This is a genomic window from Pseudoalteromonas luteoviolacea CPMOR-1 (genome assembly GCF_001625685.1).
Taxonomy (GTDB): domain Bacteria; phylum Pseudomonadota; class Gammaproteobacteria; order Enterobacterales; family Alteromonadaceae; genus Pseudoalteromonas; species Pseudoalteromonas luteoviolacea_K.
On the sequence record NZ_AUYC01000062.1, the window covers coordinates 212,962 to 234,851 of the forward strand.

General features: G+C 40.6%; 14 protein-coding genes. 5 read left to right on the forward strand and 9 right to left on the reverse strand.

All coding sequences use genetic code 11. The features are described from left to right. Nucleotides 1-631: 631 nt before the first annotated feature. The gene (locus N473_RS26925; RefSeq protein WP_052262413.1) at nucleotides 632-1,255 is read right to left on the reverse strand and encodes a calcium-binding protein; all 624 of its coding nucleotides are present in this window, start codon (nucleotides 1,253-1,255) and stop codon (nucleotides 632-634) included. Nucleotides 1,256-1,476: 221 nt separating this feature from the next. Here N473_RS26925 and N473_RS21815 point away from each other — a divergent pair, with 221 nt between their 5' ends. From N473_RS21815 to N473_RS21830, 4 genes are all read left to right on the forward strand, one after another. Next, nucleotides 1,477-3,156, forward strand: a complete 1,680-nt coding sequence (locus N473_RS21815; protein ID WP_063369762.1) for a type I secretion system permease/ATPase — start codon at nucleotides 1,477-1,479, stop codon at nucleotides 3,154-3,156. Further along, the gene (locus N473_RS21820; RefSeq protein ID WP_081221349.1) at nucleotides 3,156-4,481 is read left to right on the forward strand and encodes an HlyD family type I secretion periplasmic adaptor subunit; all 1,326 of its coding nucleotides are present in this window, start codon (nucleotides 3,156-3,158) and stop codon (nucleotides 4,479-4,481) included. The genes N473_RS21815 and N473_RS21820 overlap by 1 nt, the downstream gene beginning before the upstream one ends. 261 nt (nucleotides 4,482-4,742) lie before the next feature. Then, the gene (locus N473_RS21825) at nucleotides 4,743-5,636 is read left to right on the forward strand and encodes a hypothetical protein (RefSeq protein WP_063369763.1); all 894 of its coding nucleotides are present in this window, start codon (nucleotides 4,743-4,745) and stop codon (nucleotides 5,634-5,636) included. A 374-nt stretch (nucleotides 5,637-6,010) separates the two neighbouring features. Next, nucleotides 6,011-9,580: an amino acid adenylation domain-containing protein gene (locus N473_RS21830; RefSeq protein ID WP_081221351.1), complete on the forward strand. Its 3,570-nt coding sequence runs from the start codon at nucleotides 6,011-6,013 to the stop codon at nucleotides 9,578-9,580. 53 nt (nucleotides 9,581-9,633) lie between these two features. Here N473_RS21830 and N473_RS21835 read toward each other — a convergent pair whose 3' ends face one another. Continuing rightward, complete coding sequence (locus tag N473_RS21835) at nucleotides 9,634-11,532, reverse strand: BNR-4 repeat-containing protein (RefSeq protein ID WP_063369764.1); 1,899 nt, start codon at nucleotides 11,530-11,532, stop codon at nucleotides 9,634-9,636. Between the two features lie 514 nt (nucleotides 11,533-12,046). On the opposite strand from N473_RS21835, the gene N473_RS21840 reads away from it, so the two are divergent. Further along, nucleotides 12,047-15,214 (forward strand): hypothetical protein, encoded by a 3,168-nt coding sequence (locus N473_RS21840; RefSeq protein ID WP_063369765.1) that lies wholly within the window; start codon nucleotides 12,047-12,049, stop codon nucleotides 15,212-15,214. A 175-nt stretch (nucleotides 15,215-15,389) separates the two neighbouring features. Here the strand turns inward: N473_RS21840 and N473_RS21845 are convergent, their stop codons facing one another. The 7 genes from N473_RS21845 to N473_RS21880 all read right to left on the reverse strand — a co-directional run bounded on the left by N473_RS21845 (nucleotide 15,390) and on the right by N473_RS21880 (nucleotide 21,770). After that, on the reverse strand, nucleotides 15,390-15,863 hold the full coding sequence (locus tag N473_RS21845; RefSeq protein ID WP_063369766.1) for a GNAT family N-acetyltransferase: 474 nt from the start codon (nucleotides 15,861-15,863) through the stop codon (nucleotides 15,390-15,392). Nucleotides 15,864-16,031: 168 nt separating this feature from the next. Then, nucleotides 16,032-16,472, reverse strand: coding sequence for a nuclear transport factor 2 family protein (locus tag N473_RS21850; RefSeq protein ID WP_063369767.1), 441 nt, complete (start codon nucleotides 16,470-16,472; stop codon nucleotides 16,032-16,034). A gap of 347 nt (nucleotides 16,473-16,819) precedes the next feature. Continuing rightward, a complete protein-coding gene (locus N473_RS21855) occupies nucleotides 16,820-17,188 on the reverse strand; it encodes a hypothetical protein (RefSeq protein ID WP_063369768.1) in 369 nt (122 codons plus the stop codon). Nucleotides 17,189-17,358: 170 nt separating this feature from the next. Then, nucleotides 17,359-18,387, reverse strand: coding sequence for a radical SAM/SPASM domain-containing protein (locus tag N473_RS21860; protein WP_063369769.1), 1,029 nt, complete (start codon nucleotides 18,385-18,387; stop codon nucleotides 17,359-17,361). A 797-nt stretch (nucleotides 18,388-19,184) separates the two neighbouring features. Next, complete coding sequence (locus N473_RS21870) at nucleotides 19,185-20,030, reverse strand: acyl-CoA thioester hydrolase/BAAT C-terminal domain-containing protein (RefSeq protein ID WP_063369771.1); 846 nt, start codon at nucleotides 20,028-20,030, stop codon at nucleotides 19,185-19,187. Nucleotides 20,031-20,051: 21 nt separating this feature from the next. Then, complete coding sequence (locus N473_RS21875) at nucleotides 20,052-20,756, reverse strand: LytR/AlgR family response regulator transcription factor (protein ID WP_063369772.1); 705 nt, start codon at nucleotides 20,754-20,756, stop codon at nucleotides 20,052-20,054. Beyond that, entirely contained in the window at nucleotides 20,757-21,770 is a 1,014-nt protein-coding gene (locus tag N473_RS21880; RefSeq protein ID WP_063369773.1) for a sensor histidine kinase, read from the reverse strand. It abuts the gene before it with no gap. Nucleotides 21,771-21,890: the final 120 nt, after the last annotated feature.

Sequence of the window (21,890 nt, forward strand, 5' to 3'; positions counted from 1 at the left end):
GCTCCATTTTTTAGGGGGTCTTCCAATTCAGGGTAATGATATCAAGCTATACAACTTGAACAAATAGGATTTTTGTCACTTATTCCCTTTGATGATCTCATGGCGGGCATATCAGATTGACTAAACTATACAAAGTAGTAGGTCAATCGTTCTTAGTTATTTTCATCAGATTTGGAGATGCTCGTCTTTGCTCGTAAAAAACAGATATTATTTTAAGTTTGTCACTTTATTTTATGAATTATAAGTGTTTTTAAAGATACTGAAAAAGTGATGTGGGTGGTTTGGTTTTAAAATAACTCAGCTATTTGTAGCTAAATTATCCAGTGTTTATATGCCAAGCACAGTATTAATGATGAAATCATTCTTTGGTTGTTTTTTTGGAAACTTATTTCTATTTTTTAGTTGTCATAGTGAGACTGGTTTATTTATAAATGATGGTTTGTTGGTGCTGTTGGTATGGGTTGTTATTTTATTTGTAATTTAAATTTATTAAATTTCTTTTCTCGTCAAATTGTTGTTCGGATTTTTACAACTTAATATCTAAAATAGTTGTGGTTTTTAAACGAGTTTTGAGGTCAATTTTTAATTAAAACCTTGGAAAGGGTACATATGAAGTACCCTTAAGTAACTATTATAGCCACACAGTAGTGTCTATTTCATAGCCATCAGATGTTAAGATCTTTTCAACGACATTATTACCACCTAAGAAGAAGTCTTCAATAATAACGCCTGTATTTTGTTGACCATCTTCCGCATCTGCTTTGGTAGTAACCATCAGGTTATTGCCGTTACGTGTGACAAATAAATCAGCCAAAGCAACGTCTTTCATAAATAATAGGTCGTTGCCTCCACCAAAACCAGTTTGGCCTGTTGGTGACTTATCATCATTAATCATATCAACACCGCCAGAAAAGTGTGTTTTGACAATGTAGCTATCATCACCTGTGCCACCCCAAAGGCGGTCACTGCCTGTGTCACCGTATAGTATATCGTTGCCTTCACCACCGAGTAGTAAATCGTTACCACTGCCGCCATTAAGACTGTCGTTGCCTGCTTCGCCTAACAGAACATCGTCACCGCCCATACCCCACAGTTGGTCGTTGCCGTTACCACCGTGAATATAGTCAACATATTGATTACCTTGCACTTGGTCGTCACCACCTAGTGCCATAATTGAGTTGGCAGTTTCACCACCAGTTGGAACTAGGTTAGAAATATAAATATCATTACCTTGTGTCAAAGTTTCACCGGCCATAATTAACTCCTTTAAGTATAATTTAATAGTTGTTTTAAAAAACGCAATTAAAATATTTTTATTTCCTTGCGTTTTTTGATTTTTATATAATAAATTTGCTTGGTCAAGTGTAATTGTAATATAAATAGTGCTTATGTTTTGATTTTGAAATCTAAGAGAATAGAGATTATCTAAGTGGGGAAGTTTTGCGGTCTTCTGAATTAAAAAATGAAATAGTAGGTATGGGTAGGAGCTTTTTGGCCGTTGCGGTATTCAGTGGTTTTCTGAATCTATTAATGCTCGTGCCTGCATTTTATATGCTCCAAGTATACGATCGAGTTGTAATGAATCATAGCATCTCGACTTTGATTGCCTTGTCTGCAATAGCCGCAATTTTATTTATATTTATGGGTGGGTTTGATTGGATCCGAAATACGCTGTTGTTACGTGCGAGTCATCGAATATCTCAGCGTTTGGGCAGTCGAGTATTTGCGATTACATTTAGAAAGTACCTTTCAAGTAATTCAGTTGCAGAGGCTGGCCAACCGTTACAGGATCTCAGTGGACTGCGTCAGTTTTTGGCGAACCCCGCTGTTGGTGCACTTTTTGATGCTCCTTGGGTGCCATTATATCTTTTGGTGATGTTTCTAATGCATCCCGCATTGGGGTGGTTTGCACTGTGTGCATTGATATTGTTAGTCATACTCTCAATGCTTAATGAATGGAGTAGTCGCCGGGTTCAAAAAGAGGCGAATGTGAATGGCATGCGGGCAGCAGCTTATAATCAAGCATGTCTGAGAAATGCAGAAGCAATTGTTGCAATGGGCATGACAGATACCATTACCAATCGATGGCAAGCCCATGTGGATCGTGCTGCATATAGCCAGTATGTGAGCAGCCGTCGTGGTAATGTTTTTGCTGCACTAACCAAGTCTCTTAGGTTTGCGTTGCAATCAGGTATTTTAGGGTTAGGCGCTTATTTGGTGATCCAGCAAGATTTAACACCAGCGTTAATGATTGGAGGATCTTTGTTATTGGGTCGCGCTTTGGCTCCCGTAGATCAACTTATTGGTGCGTGGCGCTTGTTCTTTAATGCGAGAGAGCAGTTTACAAGGCTGTCAAATGCTTTGCATGATTTTCCAATCGACGATAAGAGAATGACACTACCCACACTGGCAGGCGCAGTAGAAGCGCAGCGTGTGATCGTGCATGCACACAGCAGTGGTAATCCAATTATTAAGGCGGTCAGTTTTACGCTTAAACCAGGTGAGTCCGCTGCATTGATAGGGCCCAGTGGAGCTGGTAAGTCTACTTTAGTTAAAGCGATGTTAGGCTTGATCCCTTTGAGCAGCGGTGAAGTGAGGTTAGATGGGGCATCTATTTCTCAGTTACATGAACATGATAGGCAGTATTTGGGGTACTTACCACAAGACGTTGAGTTGTTTGATGGGACGGTCGCACAAAATATTTCTCGCTTTCAAGATGTAAATGAAGAGTCTATCTATCGGGCGGCTCAACTTGTGGGTTTACATCGATTTATATTGAATTTACCTGATGGCTATAACACGCAAATAGGCCATGGTGGATGCATGTTATCCGGTGGTCAGAGGCAATTGATTGGGTTGGCAAGAGCGGTATTTGGAGAACCAAAATTTATCGTGCTTGATGAACCTGATGCCAGCCTAGATGACAGTGGTGAAAAAGCGCTTATTGGCGCTTTGCAAAAACTCAAAGACGCGTCTGTCACTGTGTTGATTATTTCACATAAAAATCTGATTTTAAAAGCCGTTGACTCTGTATTGGTGATGAATTCAGGTGCAATTACTTTAGGGGGACCAAGAGATCAGGTTTTGGCTCGATTAAATGGGACTAGAAATAGCTCGGCGACACCGCCAAAAGCAGTTAGTCCGCAGGAAGCGTAATGGAGCAAACAAATATGCATAAAAGTACGCCTGTGAAGCAAAGCAATTATTGTGATAAGTCACTTCGAAGGGTTGGGTATGCATTGGCGATGGTCATGTTACTCATCTTTGGTGGATGGGCTGGGTTTGCGCCACTAGACAGTGCCGTTGTGGCACCGGCAACGGTTACCGTCGAAGGATTCAGGAAGAAAGTTCAGCATCTGGAAGGCGGAATAGTGAGTGAGATACATGCTAAGGAGGGTCAGTTTGTAGCTCAAAATCAATTGCTTCTGACTTTAGACAAAACACAGCTAGAAGCGCAGATACAAATATTAGATACCGAAATTTTATCTGCGATGGCATTGCAAAGTCGATTAGTGGCGGAGCGAAATAATGACAGTGAGCCTGATTTCTCAAAGCTTAACGCTAATGGGCCTGTTGGCACAGAGATCTATGCTAGTCAATTGGCTGTGTTTCATGCATCTCGAGACTCCCGTTTGGGAGAGCAACAGATATTACAGAACAAGATTGAACAATTGCAGGCGTCAAAGCTAGGTCTGAAAGCCTTAATCACGAGTAAACAAGCGAGAATACAGTCTTACCAACTTGAGCTTGAGGATTTCGGCAAGCTGGCGGATAGAGGGTACAGCAGTAAACAACAAGTGAGGCATATTGAAAGGCTCAAAGCTGAGATTGAAGGAGAAGTCGCGGAGCATCGCTCTCAAATTGCCAGCTTGGAAATTCAAAGTGGTGAGACAGAACTACAAATATTGCAATTGTCTAGGCAGTTTTTACTCGATACTACCTCGCAGTTAGATGAAGTGCAGAGTCTTATTTTGGATAAGACAGAGCGCAGAAAAGCGCTTTTAGAAAAATTGACTCGAAGTGATATTGTTGCCCCTGTGGCTGGAAGGGTATTGGGTACATCTGTACATACAATCGGCGGTGTGATCATGCCAGCAGAGACGATCCTGGAGCTCGTGCCAGAAGAAGATGCGTTGATTGTCGATGCGAGGGTATCGCCTGCAGAAGTCAGCCGTTTGACCCCAGGGCAACACGTTGATCTGAGGTTTAGTACCTTAAAGCAGGCAAAAACGATGGTTTTATATGGGGAGGTTTTGAGCGTGTCCGCAGATAAATTAACGGACCAGCAGCAGGACTATCCTTATTACCTTGCACGAATCTCTGTGCTACCAGATAGTCAGGAGCGTTTATTAAATGCAGGCGTGTCGTTGTTACCTGGGATGCCTGCGGAAGTCCACATTAAAACTGGTGAACAGACGTTAATGGCTTACATGATGCAACCGGTGCGAGATATGTTTGCTCGTTCTTTAACAGAGCAATAATTGTTGATGTGTTAATTGGTCGCGGCAATACAGTGAGCACGCTGCGGCCAGACTGGCAAAAGTTTGCCCATTACCTAAAGTGTTTATGCACGGCGTTCCCCCTCAAGTCTGAACTTATTGCACAACTTTGCCGTTGGGGCGATAAGGCACGGATGGTCCGGAATTTGCTTATATTATTCTGTACGTTTTATCTGCTTTTAGTTGAGAGGAGCAACTACGCAGCCAAGACACTCTAGACAGAATCTCAAAAGGAGCTGAATTATGCAAATTTCCCATTATTTAGGTGCGGGGGAGTCCTACTACAATCGCACTCAATCTGTAAAACACGACCAATCAGTCAAAGAGTCGAGTACGTCATCACATGAGGCGTCTTTTTCTACTCGCCTTGAGGGCAAAACCAATTTGACTTATCAAATCTCGCCGGAAAATGTCAAAGTAGCAGATCAAGAACAGTTGGCTATTCTCAATCAAGACATGCGCCCGCTGTCGCACAAGCAAGCAGACTTAGCTGACTATTATAAGCAAAATGGTGAACAGCAAGATGTTGTTGGCATGATCAAGATTGACGGTCAAGTCATGGCCTATTTACGTGGGGATGGTTCTTACGCTGGTCGAAGTGGGGTACAGGATTTGTTCCGTCAGGCTGGCGGTGACGTGGAGAAGTTGAAGTCATTGGTTGAGCAGCATTACCCAGGAAGTGGTGAAGTCGAATTTTTTGAACAAGGTGAAGGGCCAACAAATGCTGAGGTCTTTGAAATGTTTAATGGCAGCTCTTACCAAGCCTACTCTCAAGAGCAAGTCGCTATTCAAAAAGAAACTGAGTTCAATGAGATGTTGGCGCAAGATCAAGCATATCGAAGAAAGCTGATGTTCGATCAGACGCCTCAAACAGCAGTATTTCGTGTAGGTGGTCAAGTGGTCGGCAGTATGGATGATCAGGGGTTTGCTGATGTAGGCCAAGCGTTGACTACCATGGCTGATCAGCGTGGTGTTGATCGAGAGCAACTCAAATCTCTGTTTACATTGGACTTTGATAGGTCACCAGAGGACTTTAAAGCGATGCTCAATGATGTGTTTGGTGATGATGTACAACTGGAAACCTATAGTTCACAGCAAGCGCCAAGCCGCGCTGAAATTCGCAGCATGAGTGTATAAATATCATTAAACGTGTTGTGAGGTGCATCAAATAAAGGCACCTCTTCAAGTTAAAAGCCGGCGTGGCTCCAGTTGGTGCAACGCCTCGAAAGTTAATCGGTTTAAATCATATAAACAGCCGCCTTTGTCTGGCTTTTTATTTTTCTAGCGTTACACCTATACAGCGTCAGTCCAACTTATTTCCAAGCTACCTACACTGGCAGTCTAGATTGACTGCGCCACTATAACTTTTGGGTGTAAATACAGCCATTTGCTTATGTCCTCTTATTCTGAATTCTCATTAATTTGTGCGCAATTGACATAGCACTCTGATACCTTTTATACCGTGTATAAGAATAATTAATCCCACAAAAAAGCGATAGAAGGAAACGAAAATGCATAAGGCAAAAAATAATTCGGTGAGTGATGTTGCGCACTTTGAGCATAAGACAGTCTATGAACTGATAAATTGGCAATCACAACAGACGCCGGATCGCACGGCAATAATAGATGGGACAGAGGAGATCAGCTATGAAAAGATGATGCTTGCAGCTTGGGCAATTGCGGTTGAAATTGACGCGCAGAATACCCCAAGAGGCTCGTTGATAGCGGTGTGTATGGCAAGAAAGTGGCAATTGATCGCTGCGATGATTGGCATACATAAGGCGGGTTGTGCGTACATTCCTCTTGATCCGAACTACCCAAGCAGTCGTGTGGAATACATGCTCTCTCATTCTAGGGCTCAGGCTGCGATTGTCGATAGTGTTGATACTGCTGCGTTGTGTGCAAAAGTCAAAACGCATATTTGTTTAGATACGCTCGATTTATCCCAACAGTGTATTGAACCAAAAACAGATATAAACAGCGAAGATTTGGCTTATGTGATTTATACATCTGGTTCGACGGGCAAGCCAAAAGGCGTTGCCGTTGAGCATCACAGCTTAATTGCGATGAGTAAAGCGCTTAGTTGTGTATTTGGTCCAACCGAGCTTCAAGGTGTGCTCGCGGCTGCGTCAGTCTGTTTTGATACGTCAGTGATGGAAACGTTGGGCACATTATCATTGGGTGGGACCGTTTTATTGGCTGAAAATGCGCTTGAGTTGACGACCTTACCACATGCAAACCGGGTCAAAGCTTGTGTAATGGTGCCCTCATCAATGCAGACCATACTCAATTCAGGTTCCTTGCCTGAGAATATCGAATGTATTGTTTTTGGAGGTGAAGCGCTCAAGCTATCATTAGTAAATAAAGTACATGCACTTATTCCCAGGCCTCGTGTGATTAATGCTTATGGTCCGACAGAAGATACTGTTTTTTCTACACTTAAATTTATCGATGTGGGTGAGCAAACCATCACTATCGGAAAGCCTGTAGAAAACTCAGCAGCCTATATCCTCGATGAAACCCTCAATCCTGTGAGTGAGGGCATGGCAGGAGAGCTTTGTCTGAGTGGAGATAAGTTAGCCCGAGGCTATTTAAATGATGTTCAGCAGACGCTAGAACGGTTTGTTGAAATTAATGTGGATCACCAATCACTCAAACAAAGGGTATACAGAACGGGCGATTTGTGCCGATGGACCGACGACGGGGAAATAGAGTTTTTAGGGAGAATAGATCAACAGGTAAAGATACGAGGATTTAGAATTGAACTGGGTGAGATTGAGTCAACCTTAGAATCGTTACCGTTTATAAATGCAGCGGCGGTAAGTGCACTAGAGACTGATACAGGGCAAAAGCTACTTGTTGCGTACATTGTAGAACAGCCTGAAGCGCCAGATCATGAGGCGTTAAAGTCACAGCTACAAACGCGGTTACCAAAATACATGGTACCGCATTTGTTTATGTCTTTAGACTGCTTACCACTTTTACCAAATGATAAGCTAGATCGCGGCAATCTACCTAGCTTGGCGCAAGTCAGGGCTGCAAATCTAACCCAACCTTTGGCTAAGAATGAGCCTGTTGTATCAGGTCAAAGTGCAGATATGATCGCGCGTATTCAACAGGTGGTCGCGACGCTTTTAGGTATTAAAGATGGCATGCTTGTCGAGCATGATGCAAGCTTTGAAAGCCTTGGCGTAGACTCGTTGAATTTGATTGAACTTACCAACAGGTTAAATAAGATATTTGACACATCTTTAACGCCAGCGATGATTTTAACGTTTCCAACAATCACTATGCTCGCTGAACATTTATTAGCTGAACAAACCCATTCCCCTGCAGAAAAAACGCCACATACCAGTGAGACTTTGAGTCAGTTTCAAACGTTATTGCAGTCTAGTCATCCAACATTTGGCTGTGCAAGCGTACAAGCTTGGAGCATAGACGACAAAAGTCTATTGGTTGAGGCAATCTTGAGCATGGTGAATCGTTTGGAGATAAATCCATACGGAAAAATTTTGCGCACGGGCAGTGCGTCTAAAGGCCTAATTGGAGACAGCTATAACGACGAACAACGAGCATCAATCATTTGGTCGACGAATTTGTACTTTGGTCTTAACCGTGATCCTCAAGTCATTAAGCAAGCGACTGATGCACTGCATAATTACGGCACTGGTATGGGGATTTCTGCTGCAGCCACTGGCATGACTGATCAACATGTTGAATTTGAGAAAGCGTTTGCAAAGCTGGTTGGCAAAGACAGTGCTTGTCTATTTCCTACTGGATATACGGCAAACCTTGGCGCCATATCTGGCATTCTGAGTGCAAATGACATCGTAGTTATTGATCAACTCTGTCATGCCTCAATCGTTGATGGTGCAAGACTCAGTGGCGCCACAATCCGCACCTTTAAACACAATGATAAAGATGATTTAGCCAATGTGTTATCACAAGAGCAATCGGCATATCGCACAACATTAGTGGTGTTAGAAAGTGTCTATAGCATGGGCGAGGGTACCGCACCTGTTGCAGATATCGTGAAAACTGCGAAGCAATATGATGCTTTAGTATTGGTAGATGAAGCACATTCTTTTGGGTTTTATGGCGAGAAAGGAGCGGGTGTGTGTGCAGAACAAGGTGTGAGCGACCAAGTTGATTTTATTATGACGACTTTAAGTAAAGCGATGGGGAGCATTGGTGGGGTGATCGCTGCCAGTGAAAAGCACGTCAATTTACTTAAATCAGCATCGAGAGCTTATATTTTCCAAGCTTCGATTAGTCCTGCTGATATCGCTGCGGCACTGACATCTTTACGTATTTTACAAAATGATGATTCAATGCGGGTCCAACTTTGGGACAGAACGCGTTATATGCGCCAAAAACTATTGCAAGCAGGCTTTGATTTAGGGACTGGTGACGGGCCGATAATAACGCCGCATTTTGGAGACAAAGACAAGTTATATGCGATTGTCCGGAGCTTGTATCAGCGTGGGGTGCAAACTTTAGCTGTAACTTATCCGATTGTTGAAAAGGGTCGTGGTCGATTACGTTTTATTTGCTCAGCATCTCATACCTACGAAGACATTGATTATACGGTGAATGCGCTCATTGAATCTGAGAAAGAAGTGAATACTTACTATTGTAATTCTGCTCGGCAAACCTTGATTGAACAGTATGTTAAATCAGACACCGAATTGCTCAGTCTAAAAAGTTGGCGAGAAGAGTTCGTCCGTTATCTTAATGGAAATTTGCCAAGTGAAGAAAAGCCACAGCCTGAACTTACGATATCTGTTTTCCTTAATTCAGCCAATGCCCCAGTAACTTTGGCAGTTAAAAATGGTCGAGCATATAGTGTATGCGATGAGGTGAGCGGCTTAGCGGGTTGTGAGTTGCATATGACAAGTAGTGAAGCGTTAAGCGCTTTATTATCTGGCAATGTCCAGGCCTTGCTCGAAAATATCTGCCATGCAGGTTGCTTGTTAAAAGGACAAACTGAGGTGTTTGTGTGGTTTGTTGCAAGGTTGATTGAGCGCAGTGTGAGTCGGGTGCATAAAAACGATCTAGAAGATGCGCTTGTAGATATGTAAGCAAATTAGGCCACTTGTAGGGTTTTATCATGTAAGTGGCCTAATTTAATATTTTATTTCAGTGTTTTACAGCTCGTGTATCGGGTTAAATTTGTCATATTGTTACTGTCGACAGATGTGATATTAAGCGGTAATGCTGATGTCACTGTTTTATTCCTGTTTACTAATACCAATGGGTTGTGGTCGGAATATTGATATGGATTACCACCCGCGGCAATTGCGACGAACTTAGAATGGGCAGACGCATTGTGAATCGAACGAATATAGTTAAACTCACATAACTCGGCAAAATAAGTATCTGGACTACCTACTCGAGGGTGTATTAGCTTCTCGGTCAGTCTGCTTGCATGTCCCTCACCCTGATATGCATCACTGCCTTTTGTCGCCATCACAGCGATGGCACCACCAGCGAGTGCATTGTTATAACTGGTATCTAAATTTTTTAAATCGCCATGTACCGCATGATCAGGGGTTTGTGGGAAGTATACATTGTAAGCGTTTTTATTTGGATCTGAGAGCACCAAGGTGCCAGATGAATAGCTGTGGTCAACATCGTTACTGATTTTTTCCTGAGACCAGTTATAGCCATCATAGAAGGACTTTGCTAAATAATGGTGGGCTGTTAAGCTTGCATCAATACTGGTGCCATTATGAGTTACTCCGACATATAAAATCATAGGTTTTTTGTTTGCACCACTGCCAGTAAAATTAATGTCCTTCATAAATATTTTGCGTGTGACAGGCTCTCCTTCACGAAAATACTTTCTCGCGACAATTTGCTCATAGTCCGCTTCTGATTGAATTGGGACCTGAATATTTTGATTTTTCGCGTTTTGCCAGCTCAACCCACCATCCGATGAGTGCATGTAATATAAGTTTGTTCTATCGTCGATACTCCCGCCATGTACATCTTCATTGAGATATATATTGAAGGCTAGGACAATATCATTACCTTTCGCATTACCCACAACATAGTTACCTCTGTAACTGGCTAATACTTTAACGTTTTTCATTTGTATTGGGTTTGTGCCGTTGGGGTGTAGCTCTGCAGTGATGAGTGCATTTCTCGCTTTTCCATTGCAAGGATCGGTATTATACGTTCGGTTTTTGCAATGCATGGTGTAAATCACTCTAAAATACCCGTCGGGTACCCAAAATAGTTTGGGGTAGGTAATGCCTCTATAGAGCGGTTTACTGCTATTGTTTTTAAAGGGGTCCGTTTGGCTGTAGTCAAAAGTAGCGGGGGAGACATCGACAAAGTCGTCGATATTATTCGGGTATTTACTTCTAAAAATAAATGAGCCGGAATTTGCAGCTGATCCTGCAATTAAAATATAGATATAGCCCTGTGCATCGACGTTTAGTACGGCATTTTGATGCGGGTCATCCTTGTACAACATGTGGACGAGCGTCGGCTTGGTGACTTTATTACTGGCTGGATTTAGTTTAGAAACATATATGCCTAACGCATTCGTTTTACCATCTGAGCGTTTAAAAGAAGATATGCTTCTGCCTCCGCCACTCGTTGAGCCGTATTTACCCAGCCCTTCCACCACCACAGGGCCTGAGTGGACAAAGTAAACATTATTGTTGTGTTCGACGGCTGTTGGATAGTGTTTTGCTGTGTAAGTCCCTAAGTTACCTGAATATTTACTTACGGTTTCGTTTGTACCATTTTGGTCAATATCTATTTCTACATCGGCCCAAGAGAGCCTAAAACTAAAGCCATTGAATCCATCTCTCTTAGAAAACTGTGTAACGGAATAAGCATTACTGCCGCAAGATGAGCCGTCCCACTGTGTTAGACATTCTCCTGTTGGTGACTTTAAATATGAATACACATTAAAACTATCTTTCCATGGTGAGTGTGTGATTTCACTCTGTACATCAGCATAGCTCATTGAGCTAAATAAAAGTGCTGCTAGGGATCCCTTTAAAACTGCTTTTAACATTTAATTCTCCTTAATTTCCTTATGTTGTATTGAAGGTGGTAAAAGCGATTGGGAATAAAACTACCCGAGATTGGCAGTTAATTAAAGTGTCAAAAATTACAGGTTAAATAGTGAACGATAGGTTGAATCACCGTGTGTGCATCATAGTTAGTTCTTGGAGAAGCTTTAAGCGCGACGTTATGATATACCATGCCATATACACTAAAGAGCGATTCATTTAACGCGGAGGATATTAAGTAGGATATACACAATATTATAAACCACCAAAGCAACCACTTTGCCGTTAATTTCTTTCCCAATTTACAGCAGGTAGCCGTAACTATGATTATCGTCTTGATTTATGAATAAACGCTATCTTTATGGACTTTCGACTTATCGGCGCGACAGCTGCAATGTTGTGATTTTACTTTTGTTTACCGTTTAAGCAAGTTGTTTCCTGATTGATATGGATATTGCTGTGTAATTCAGTACAATCTGCAACCTTTTTAATAATTGATCCGAGTAGACTGAATATATGGGTAGACTGTTTCCTGCTTTTGCTGCTTTTGCTGCTTTTGCTGCTTTGCTGTATTGTCATGCAAGCTTTGCAGAGTACACAAATGTGATCACAAACTTCAATGATGTGATACCAGAGCAAATCGATTTAAGCCAATCAGAGGGAGGGTGGATCCTCAGCTCTGATAGAGATACTGGTGGTCAAGTGTTGAAGTCTTTTCCTGCTGGTCAATCAATTATATACATGGCGGAAACACGTTTTGTTGCGGTGAATGGTTTTGTTAAATTTGACTACAAGTTAGAGGGTACTAATAGCTTTGTTGTTAAGTTAAACGGTGAAACTATTTTGGATCAGTCTACGCCGACTAATGGGTGGTTGACCTTTGAAACGAGTAAGGTCCCTGTTGGTGAAAATCTATTGCAATTTTTTCACAGTCCGGAGTCTTCTCCGTTCAATAATGTTGCATATATTGATAACTTAGAGCTCTATGGTGATCTTTTAGACAGCGATGAAGATGGACTTCAAGATGCTTGGGAATTGGCTTATGGCTTTAACCCAAATGAGGCATCTGATGCTTTACTAGATGCAGACAAAGATGGCTTATCTTTATTGCAAGAGTACCATGAGCGAACCGAGTATAATTTAGCCGATACAGACAGTGACATGCTGCCAGACGGGTTAGAGCTCGAAAAAGGCACATCTCCAAAGCAAAGTGATCGTACGCTGGACACGGACAGTGATGGTTATGAAAATTATAAAGAAGTAAAACTTGGCTCTGACCACAATAGTGCTGATTCCACACCTAGTTTAAAGGACGCTGAGTGGCATGTAGATTTTAACGATCAGCTTTTACCAAGTAATATCTCTATTTCATATGATGGTAAATTGGCACTTAGAGAGCGCCTTGAGGGTGGCTTTGAACTATCAGCGAAAAGCCTTTCTAAAGGGGATAGGGTAAATATCTCGATTCTCAGTGCTTCTGCCAAATCAGGCAGTTTATTTTTTGATTACTCTCACATTGATCCTGACCTTGGTTCAACAAATGGTTTTGTCGTCAGTACAAAAGACGACCCCTTCGGATATTTAGAAACCAGATCTCAATATAATGAGTTTAGACAAAGAAAAAAAATCTCAACAAGTTATGGCGTATCAGAAGTCTACATCTGGTTCAATAGCCCCTCTTTACATGATGTTGCCCAGAGCTTTTATTTAGACGACGTTATTTGGGTTCCTAATGATCTCGATTCGGACCAAGATGGATTACCAGATCATGTTGAGTTGGAAAACTACTTAGATAGATTTGATAATTTGGATGCCCATCTTGACTATGATAGTGACCTTTTATCTAACCTAGAAGAATATCAGCTTGGTACGAGTATTAGGGGCGCAGATTCTGACTCAGATGGCTTTATTGATTCATGGGAGTTAGATAATGGATTCGATCCTCTATCATACGACAATGGTAGAGCAGACACTGATAAAGATGGTGTGAGTGACCGTGATGAGTATTGGTTTAATTCCGATCCAAAAGACCCAGAATCTGTCCCTGTCAATGCAGAGTCGGTAATAACGCGTTTTGAAACACCACAACTTCCGAATTTTGTTGCGCTATCAGAGAGGCAAAACTTCCAATTTATTCAAAATGATGAAACTGGTTTCTATGAGCTGGTGAGCCCAATCATTCAACCTTCACAATATGTGGCGATTGAGTTCAGAGGCAAGTTTAGTGCAGCCTATCTTCATGTTCAATTGCAAGCAGTGGAAGGTGCACAATGCGGCTCATCAGTGCGTTCATTAACGTCGGGAAGTGGCGGAAGTTCGCCTGTAAGCTCTGATGCGCCATTTGGTTATATAATTAAGACTAAACCAGCTGACAGTTACGAGCGATATACCGTGAGTTGTCGAAATGAGACAGACAGTCCAATGCAGGTTAAGCTATTGGGGTTAATGTACATTGATGAAAATGCGTTAAATGGATTTGAAACGTCGGATATGGACGGTGATACATTGCCAGATTACTGGGAATACCTCTCTTTAATTAATGAGTATGGTTATTCGAATTTTGATGTTGTATTTAGTGAAGATAATCGACAATCAGATTTTGATAATGATGGCTTTACTAATCTAGAAGAGTTTGAATTAGGAACCGCTGCGCATCTTGCTGATACGGATGGAGACCTTGTGATGGATGTTGAAGACATCGCGCCTCTTGATAGCAGCAAAGGTGAAAATCAAGCGCCAAGTGTCAGTAACTTTAAAGATGAAGTGATCTTTGAAGCTATCGGTAAATTGACTCCTATCGATAATATGGTAACGTTTGATATCAGCGATAATGGCAGTAAACCTCCCTATATTTCAATCGCTTCTACTGAAGTGCTGGAAAATTCTAACTTCTATGACATGTTAGGTAAATATAAAGTTGAATGGGAAGTCAGGGATTATGCTGGTCATGTTGTAGCACTTGAGCAAATAATTACATTGGTTGATACCACTGCGCCAGAATATTATGCGGATAACTTGGTAGAGTACGATTTTTGGTTAGATCAAGAACAGTTAATTAATGAAGTGGCGTTGGCAGAGTTGCTCCAAGAGTCAGGAGTATTAAATGATGCATCTTCAGATTATATTGTAATTGGCTTAGGGAACAATGTATTGAAGCAGGGCACGCATGAATATCTAATTGAAGCATCGGATGGTCGGGACAACACAGAATTCTACACCATACCGCTGACGCTAAATATTCGTAACCCTTTACCTCAAGTGTCATTCAAACAAGAAAGTTATACTTTGAAAGCAGGTGAAGAGTTGACGATTGAAGCAATGGTCAGTTCAGACAAAGAAACAATCGTCAGCGATACATATTGGTCTGATGATTTTATATATGCGAGTCCTGATAATGGGATCTACCTTTCTTCAAGTAATGTAGGAAACACTGTGACCTTGAAAGCAACGACAACCGCTAAAAGCCAAACGGCAGTAGTTGAATTTGTTGTAGAGAGCAATTCATACGAGACCGTGACAAAAACTGTGATTGTTAATGTAGAAGCTAGCTCTGAAGAGTCGCAGAGTAGTTCACAAAGTGGCACTCAATCTCAAAGCAGCGGCGGGGGTAACTTGTTTTACTTGAACTTTTTACTGGTGTTTTTCGCATTATTGAGAAGGCGCGTGGTTGTAAATTTAGCATAAATTTTAAGCATTATTTGGGCTTAAAAAAATTAAGGCATGGCACTTAATAAAGTTCATGTCTTTTATTTGTTAATATAGCTCTGTTTATGACAGAGCTATATTATGTTATAGAAAGGCTGTGTATGCGCCTACCTGAAATAGAATTGGTTAATCTCTTCTTGTGCAGGTTTTAATGCTAAATTAGCGACTGCCGCATTTTTCGTCCTCCTACGGGAGTCAACCCATTACGTTGATAAAAGCTTAAAGTGCGCTCGAACTCAGGGAGAGGCGGTGTACAGAGCTCAATGCATGTCCAATCACGTTTGCGGCCAAAGTCTTTGACTTGCCCTATTAATAAAGCACCTACCTGCTGCGATCTGAGCTCATTCGATACGTAAAACTCTTGAATAACACCTATTTTACCTCCCGCATATAACGCATATGTTTCTGTCATGGTGGCGACGGCAACAGGCTGGTGGTTGAGCGTGCCGATGATCGCAAAGTAATGGCCATCTTCTAGCAAATCTCGACAACGCTCACGGGTACTTTTCACATCAATATTAAAGTGCTTAGCGTTGGTTGTACGACAAATCTCAGTGGTGAGTTGTACAACCATTTCAGCAATGATTGTGCAGTCTTGAGTTGTGGCAACTTTAAAGTGTATATCCATAGTTCACCTTTACTGTAGTTACAGGGTAATGATGTGAGTGGGTATGTTAAATCCAGCGTTTTAAAACATCACTTACAGCAGAGACCATAAAGTAAGTGATGCTTTATTTAAGTTCTGCAACGAAACCCGTTGAACGCAAGTCAGCAGAGCGCGCGATAAAAATACGTGTTACTTGTCTTGTGCTCTTGGGACATATTGCGCAACTTTACTGGTTACTTGCCATTTTTTGCCGTCGAAAACCAAGTTTAGATAGTCTACATAGCCATGCTGCTTATGTTCGCCCCACGTAAACTCGACAGTCGCGTTAGCCACATTTTTGGTTTTTAGAAGTTTGGTTATTTCAACTTTTGCATGCCACTTATTACCAGTATCTATCAGTTTAATAAATTGGTTGCGATTAAAACTATTGAAGTTGTCGCGCTGGTCAAAAAATTGAATGGTTGCAGATTCTTGAAAGGCCATTTCAACATTTTTACCGATACCTTGTGTAACACCCGTAATATAGGAGTTTATGGCTTCTTGTGGTGTGGCAAAATCTTGGGCATTTGCCTTGAACGCAGCGCAAATCAAGATGAGTGAGCTTGTTGCGTTTAGTGATGCGATATTCATGGTCATTCCTTTTTGTTTTTATTTTAGCCTTTTGTGATATTACCGTCTGATTGGCGGTTCAACAAGTAGACTAAAATCATGAGGCAGAAAACTAAATCATGTTATCTGGGGTATTGATATGATGTTAGTAAATTACTTTTACATAAAACTAAGGTGTTGCTTCCAGTATGCATTTTCGCTTTATATATGATTCTGTTACGTATTTGGATTGATTTGATTCACTGACAACTATTTAGTTATTTAATGAAGTGATTATTAACCATGAAGCTTTATTTTATCTTTTTCGGTGAGAAGAATATATAGGGACCGATATTGCCCCTATCTTTTATGTTAAGAAGCTAGATAAATTAATTTTTTTCTAAAAATAGACCGTCTAACGATGTGCCATCAGCGAGACCTTTACAATCGTGTGCGATCTTGTGAACTCTGACTGGAAGGTCTTGAGCATGTGCTGATAGGGCTAGTGAATACCAGTTCTCAGACGCTGGGGATGAAGTATACCAACCCCAACGTCTATCTTTATTATTTTTAATACAATGCTCAACGCCAAAGGTTGAATCTGCTAACTCAAGAATAATTCTATCTGTGTAAACTTCAATTTTTTTGATTTTTACTGTTACTTCAAAAGGGGCTGGAGCTGCAGAAATACTGTTTGCATAAACACTATTTGAGAGCAAACCTATTAATAAAGTGGTTGTAGTGAGTAATTTTTTCATAACTATCTTCTATTAAATGCATGTTAGCTTTATAAGTAGGCTCTTATATTTTTGGGTTTGTTAAGGTCCATTAATCAATGTTTTTATTGGTTTTTTAATATTTAAGTGTCTATAAAGATAAATCGAAAAAATTATATTATAAATTTGTTTCAAATCAAGTTTAATTGGTATTAATAACTCACATGACAGTCTATTTGTTCTTGTTTTGCTTCTTTTATTACTGAATTGACCAAGGCTTTTCTCATTGGATCATCTTCTATACTGCTAAAATCAGCAACCGTACATGAGGCACAAATACCTTGTTTGGGGCTGAAGTCGTATAAGGAGCGGCGCATCAAATTCAGCTTTTTTGACGTGTATAAGTCAAATATGGATGCCGTTGCCACATTACCTACTTGCTCTAGATTGGTGTCGCTGTCATGAAAAGACTCACAACAAGGTTGTACATTGCCGTCATAGAATATGGTGAACTCTCTAAACGGCCTTGCACAAGGCATGATGCGTTTATAGCTTGACGAACTATGATCTTCTAACGTCCCACCTCGATTTGTTCCGTGTTTACGCCAATCTGGCCATTGTATAATCACTCTGACGCCAAGCTGTCTGAAGTCAATGAGCTCATGGTTTTCGATATAGGATAGTGACATTTTGTCATCAAAGGCGGTGTACTCTAACTTATTGAGTAATTTGGTGACACGACGCAAAATGGTGGCTGGGTTTTGCTCTACATTAGGTAATGGATGCAAAGTAACGCATATCTGATCGAGCCCACTGGCACTGAGCGTGATCAATCTACTCAATTTTAAATAATCACCGTTTGAATTAAATCCAATGTGGCTTGCCGGTAAATGTTGTCTAACGGTATGTATTTTGGATTCTAATGAAGGATCCATGAGTGGTTCATTGTATAAGTTCAGAGATATTTTATTATCGTAGCGAATTTTTGCTAATTCTTTACAGGTTTTCTCTAGTACTGAAGTGTCTAAATATGTTTGCGCGTCATGCCGATCTGAAAAGCTAACTGGGCAATAATCACACTTTCTATTGCATTGATAAGAAAGTTCAAGGTTAATTATTTCAACATGCTTTTTAAACAATATTTTTTTTTCAGTATAAGATAGGCGTTCACTTCCTGCGCCGCCCATCAATAATTTTAAATTTTCATTTCCATTAAAGCCAATTAGCTCAAAGTAATTCATATGTAACCTGTCCATTTACAGCTAGTCAGGAGGTCAAAGAGATCTTTAAAATCGCTTTGTTATTCTTGTCTTTATCGTATCTATTAAATTTCTTTTCTACAGTCATTGGACATGTTGACTTTTTGGCTGTAGATACATTGAATTCTATTTTATGCACTATTCATGCCTAAAGTACAATTATTTCAATAGGTTTGTTGTGTTTTATGAAGTAATTTGTACACAGCATACGCAGTGCATCATTCGTCATGCTTTTTTTTTGAGCGATTATATGGCCTTGTTAAATTGGAAAGTATTTAAAAAATACGATGAAGATAAATTTGTTTGTTTAATGAACTATGCATTAATTTTTAATATGCAGCTCATATTTTATAAATTAAAGCATTTTTGCTTAAAAAAAGTACTTTTTGAAGGTGAGATTTTTACTCATATTAAGTAAAATAAAAATATTTTTTAAACATTAATTTTACCTTTTTTAACTTTAAATATGTCCTTTTATAAATTTTATGGCTTTTACACATATATTATTGGTAATAATCATATTTTATGAATGCACTCACTGGGGCCAACGATTTTGAGGTAAAGAGTCGTATGACCTGGCTATTAACATATTTTATGATTTTTTATGTATCTGTTCGGGTATTGCGCTATTAACTTGAGATTTTTTAACTTATTTCGCTATGTCTTTATGTTGTTATTCATGTTAGAAGCCTAAATTTTGTCACTAAAGGGCATGTCAGGTAGAGAGTCTGTGCCGTAGCCGACTTCGCAAGGCTTATGAGCCTTGCTGGTAATGCGTATTACTGACAAGTTGAAACCAGTGTATCTTTTAAAAACTCTCCGACTTGGTTTTGTGTATCTAGACTAAAGCTGTAGTGTCCACCTTTAAGCGCAATATGCTTATATGAGTGAGGGTAGTTAACTTTGTTTAACTGCGCCATGATTTCATTAGACATGCTATATGATGGCCAGATTTCGTCTTGTTTAGCCGAAACGAGTAAAATGGGGCCATTGTTTTTTTCTATGGGAATGCGTGCAGCACTAATAATATCTTTATGAGTATTGGCGAGTGCTTGGTTGAAAGCTGGTGTAAACTTACCTGTAAAATTACCTTTTTGCATCTGCCAAGTTAGTAGGGGCGCATCAACATAATTAAGTGGCTTTTCGCGTAATTTCCAACCTGAGCGTGAAGAAATGGTTTTAACCGCATTCCAACTGACATGTGTAGGCATTACAGCAACAACATGATTGATATTGTCAAAATGACTTCCTAGTAGTAGGGCTAACTCAGCCCCCTTGGAAAAGCCATAGACGGCGATACAGTTTTCGTTAATGTGAGGGTCTTTTGCCAAGGTATTGATCCGCGCTGCGATATCCTCAAGTGATAACTCCACTTGTTGTGATGGCGTTGACTCAGTGCCGTAGTAACCCAGCGCGGCCACGGAGATTCCCATATCATGAAAGCTATTTAGAAAGGGTTGCCATTGAGGGGTGGCTAACGTATTGCCTCCCTCACTTCCGCCAAATACGACGACCAATGGGTGTTTTTCTCCATCATTGATAAAGTGTTTTTTTACGTCTGGATCAGAGCTAGAACTGCAAGCCGCAAGAAGCCCTACCAAGCAAAATGGCATCACTGATTTCATAAGTTTTTCCTGTTTTTATGGTTATAGATTGAGTATTTTTTTGAGGAGCTTTGCCCCGTTTCTACTGCTGATGACTTGTATACCTGATTTTTGCAATGTGATTAGATAACCCCCTGTCACCCAACGTTCAAGTGTGCCAATTTGGTGCATGTTCACTATGCTATCGCGATGCACTCTTACAAATTGGCTTGGTAACATGTGCATTAGATCATTTAAAGCAAAATCAAGGGGGTATGACTGAGAAGGTGTATATGCGATGGCTTGACTATGCTCAAGTTTGATGGCCTCAATGTGATTAACTTCAATCATACTGACTTTGCCTGCAAACTTGCCGGTTAAAGTCTGTGTGATTTGTTGTTGGCCAACTACCTTTTGGTTAACTCGATTGAGTGCCAATGCCAACCTTTCGGTGTCATAGGGTTTGAGTAAATAGTCTGTTGCGCCCATATCAAAAGCATCGACAGCAAATTCACTATATGCAGTGGTAAAAATCAGCTGCCCAGAGTACCCGTTTTGGATAAGACGTTTGGCAAAAGCGACGCCATTTATTTGGGGTAAATTGATATCAACAAACACCACATCAAGTTCAAGATCTTGCAGTTCTGTTAAGCTCGCTACAGGTCTTGAGTTGGTATAAACGAGCGTGCATAGTTTTAGTTCTCCGAGCTGAGAGGTAAGCTTATCTAACGCAGGTTGCTCGTCTTCAATTATGGCAACTTTAAGCATTTATACCGCTCCTGTCGATAATGTAAAGCATGCTTTTGCACCACCATATGGCACATTACTGAGCTCAAGTTGTGTATCCATTTCAAGCCGTAACCTTGATTGTGTAATTGCTAAGCCAAGTCCAGTATCTAGCTCGCCAGACAATATATGTTCCGCAAACCCTTGGCCGTTGTCTTCTACTGATATGGTAAAGCTATGGCCATGATTGATAGCACTTACTTTTACGGTGAGTGGCTTTGATACACTGTGTTTGATCGCATTTTCTAACAGGGGTTGTAAGATCATGGCTGGGAGCTGTGCATTGAGTAAGCTTTCCTGAATATCAAATACGAATGTCACATCCTTACCGAAACGCGCTTTCTCTATTTCGCACCATTGATTGATAGCAACCAGTTCTTCCGCCAATGAGACAGTTTTATTTTTTGCATTGTTATTGCTGGCATTATTGATGGAGTACCGCAACACCGTGGATAAGCTATGCACCAATTGCTGCGCCATTTTTGGTTTTGACACAGTGAGCGCGGAAATGGTATTGAGGCTGTTAAACAGAAAATGCGGGTTGAGCTGGCCATGTAATACTTTAATTTCTGCTTGCTTACGTAAAAGTTGTTCGTCTTTAAGGTGCTTTTGATTTAAATAAAACTTACAGAGCACAAAAATACCTATGCTCCAAGGCAGTGCTACAAATACAGCTTCAATAACCGCGAGTGCTGGAATATTGAGTAATATTGATCTTAAGCTTCCCCACGTGTAACTGCCCAATACGACCGTGAAGTAAAATGCACTTATTTGCACAAGCCAATGTCTTATTTTCAGTATGTTGATCCCCAAGTAGCTCACAATCATAGGCAGCCAATACATGAAAAGTACACACAGCAGCGACGAATATAAAATTGAGCTTGAGTAAGCCACACCTCGCTGAATCCAGTCAGTAAAGCTGATAGCTAAACTCACTAGTGCCATGATGGCCAGTGCTAGTAGTTTTTCTGTATTGTTTAAGTGTATTTCAGTCATAACAAGATTAAAAAGTAGATAGAACAAAGCGATATTACTGAGAAATAAAGGAAGTGCAGTAAAAATCAGGCTCAACAGTCGTTTTTTGACTGTGAGTGGTCAGCTAGAGGTTATTTGTGT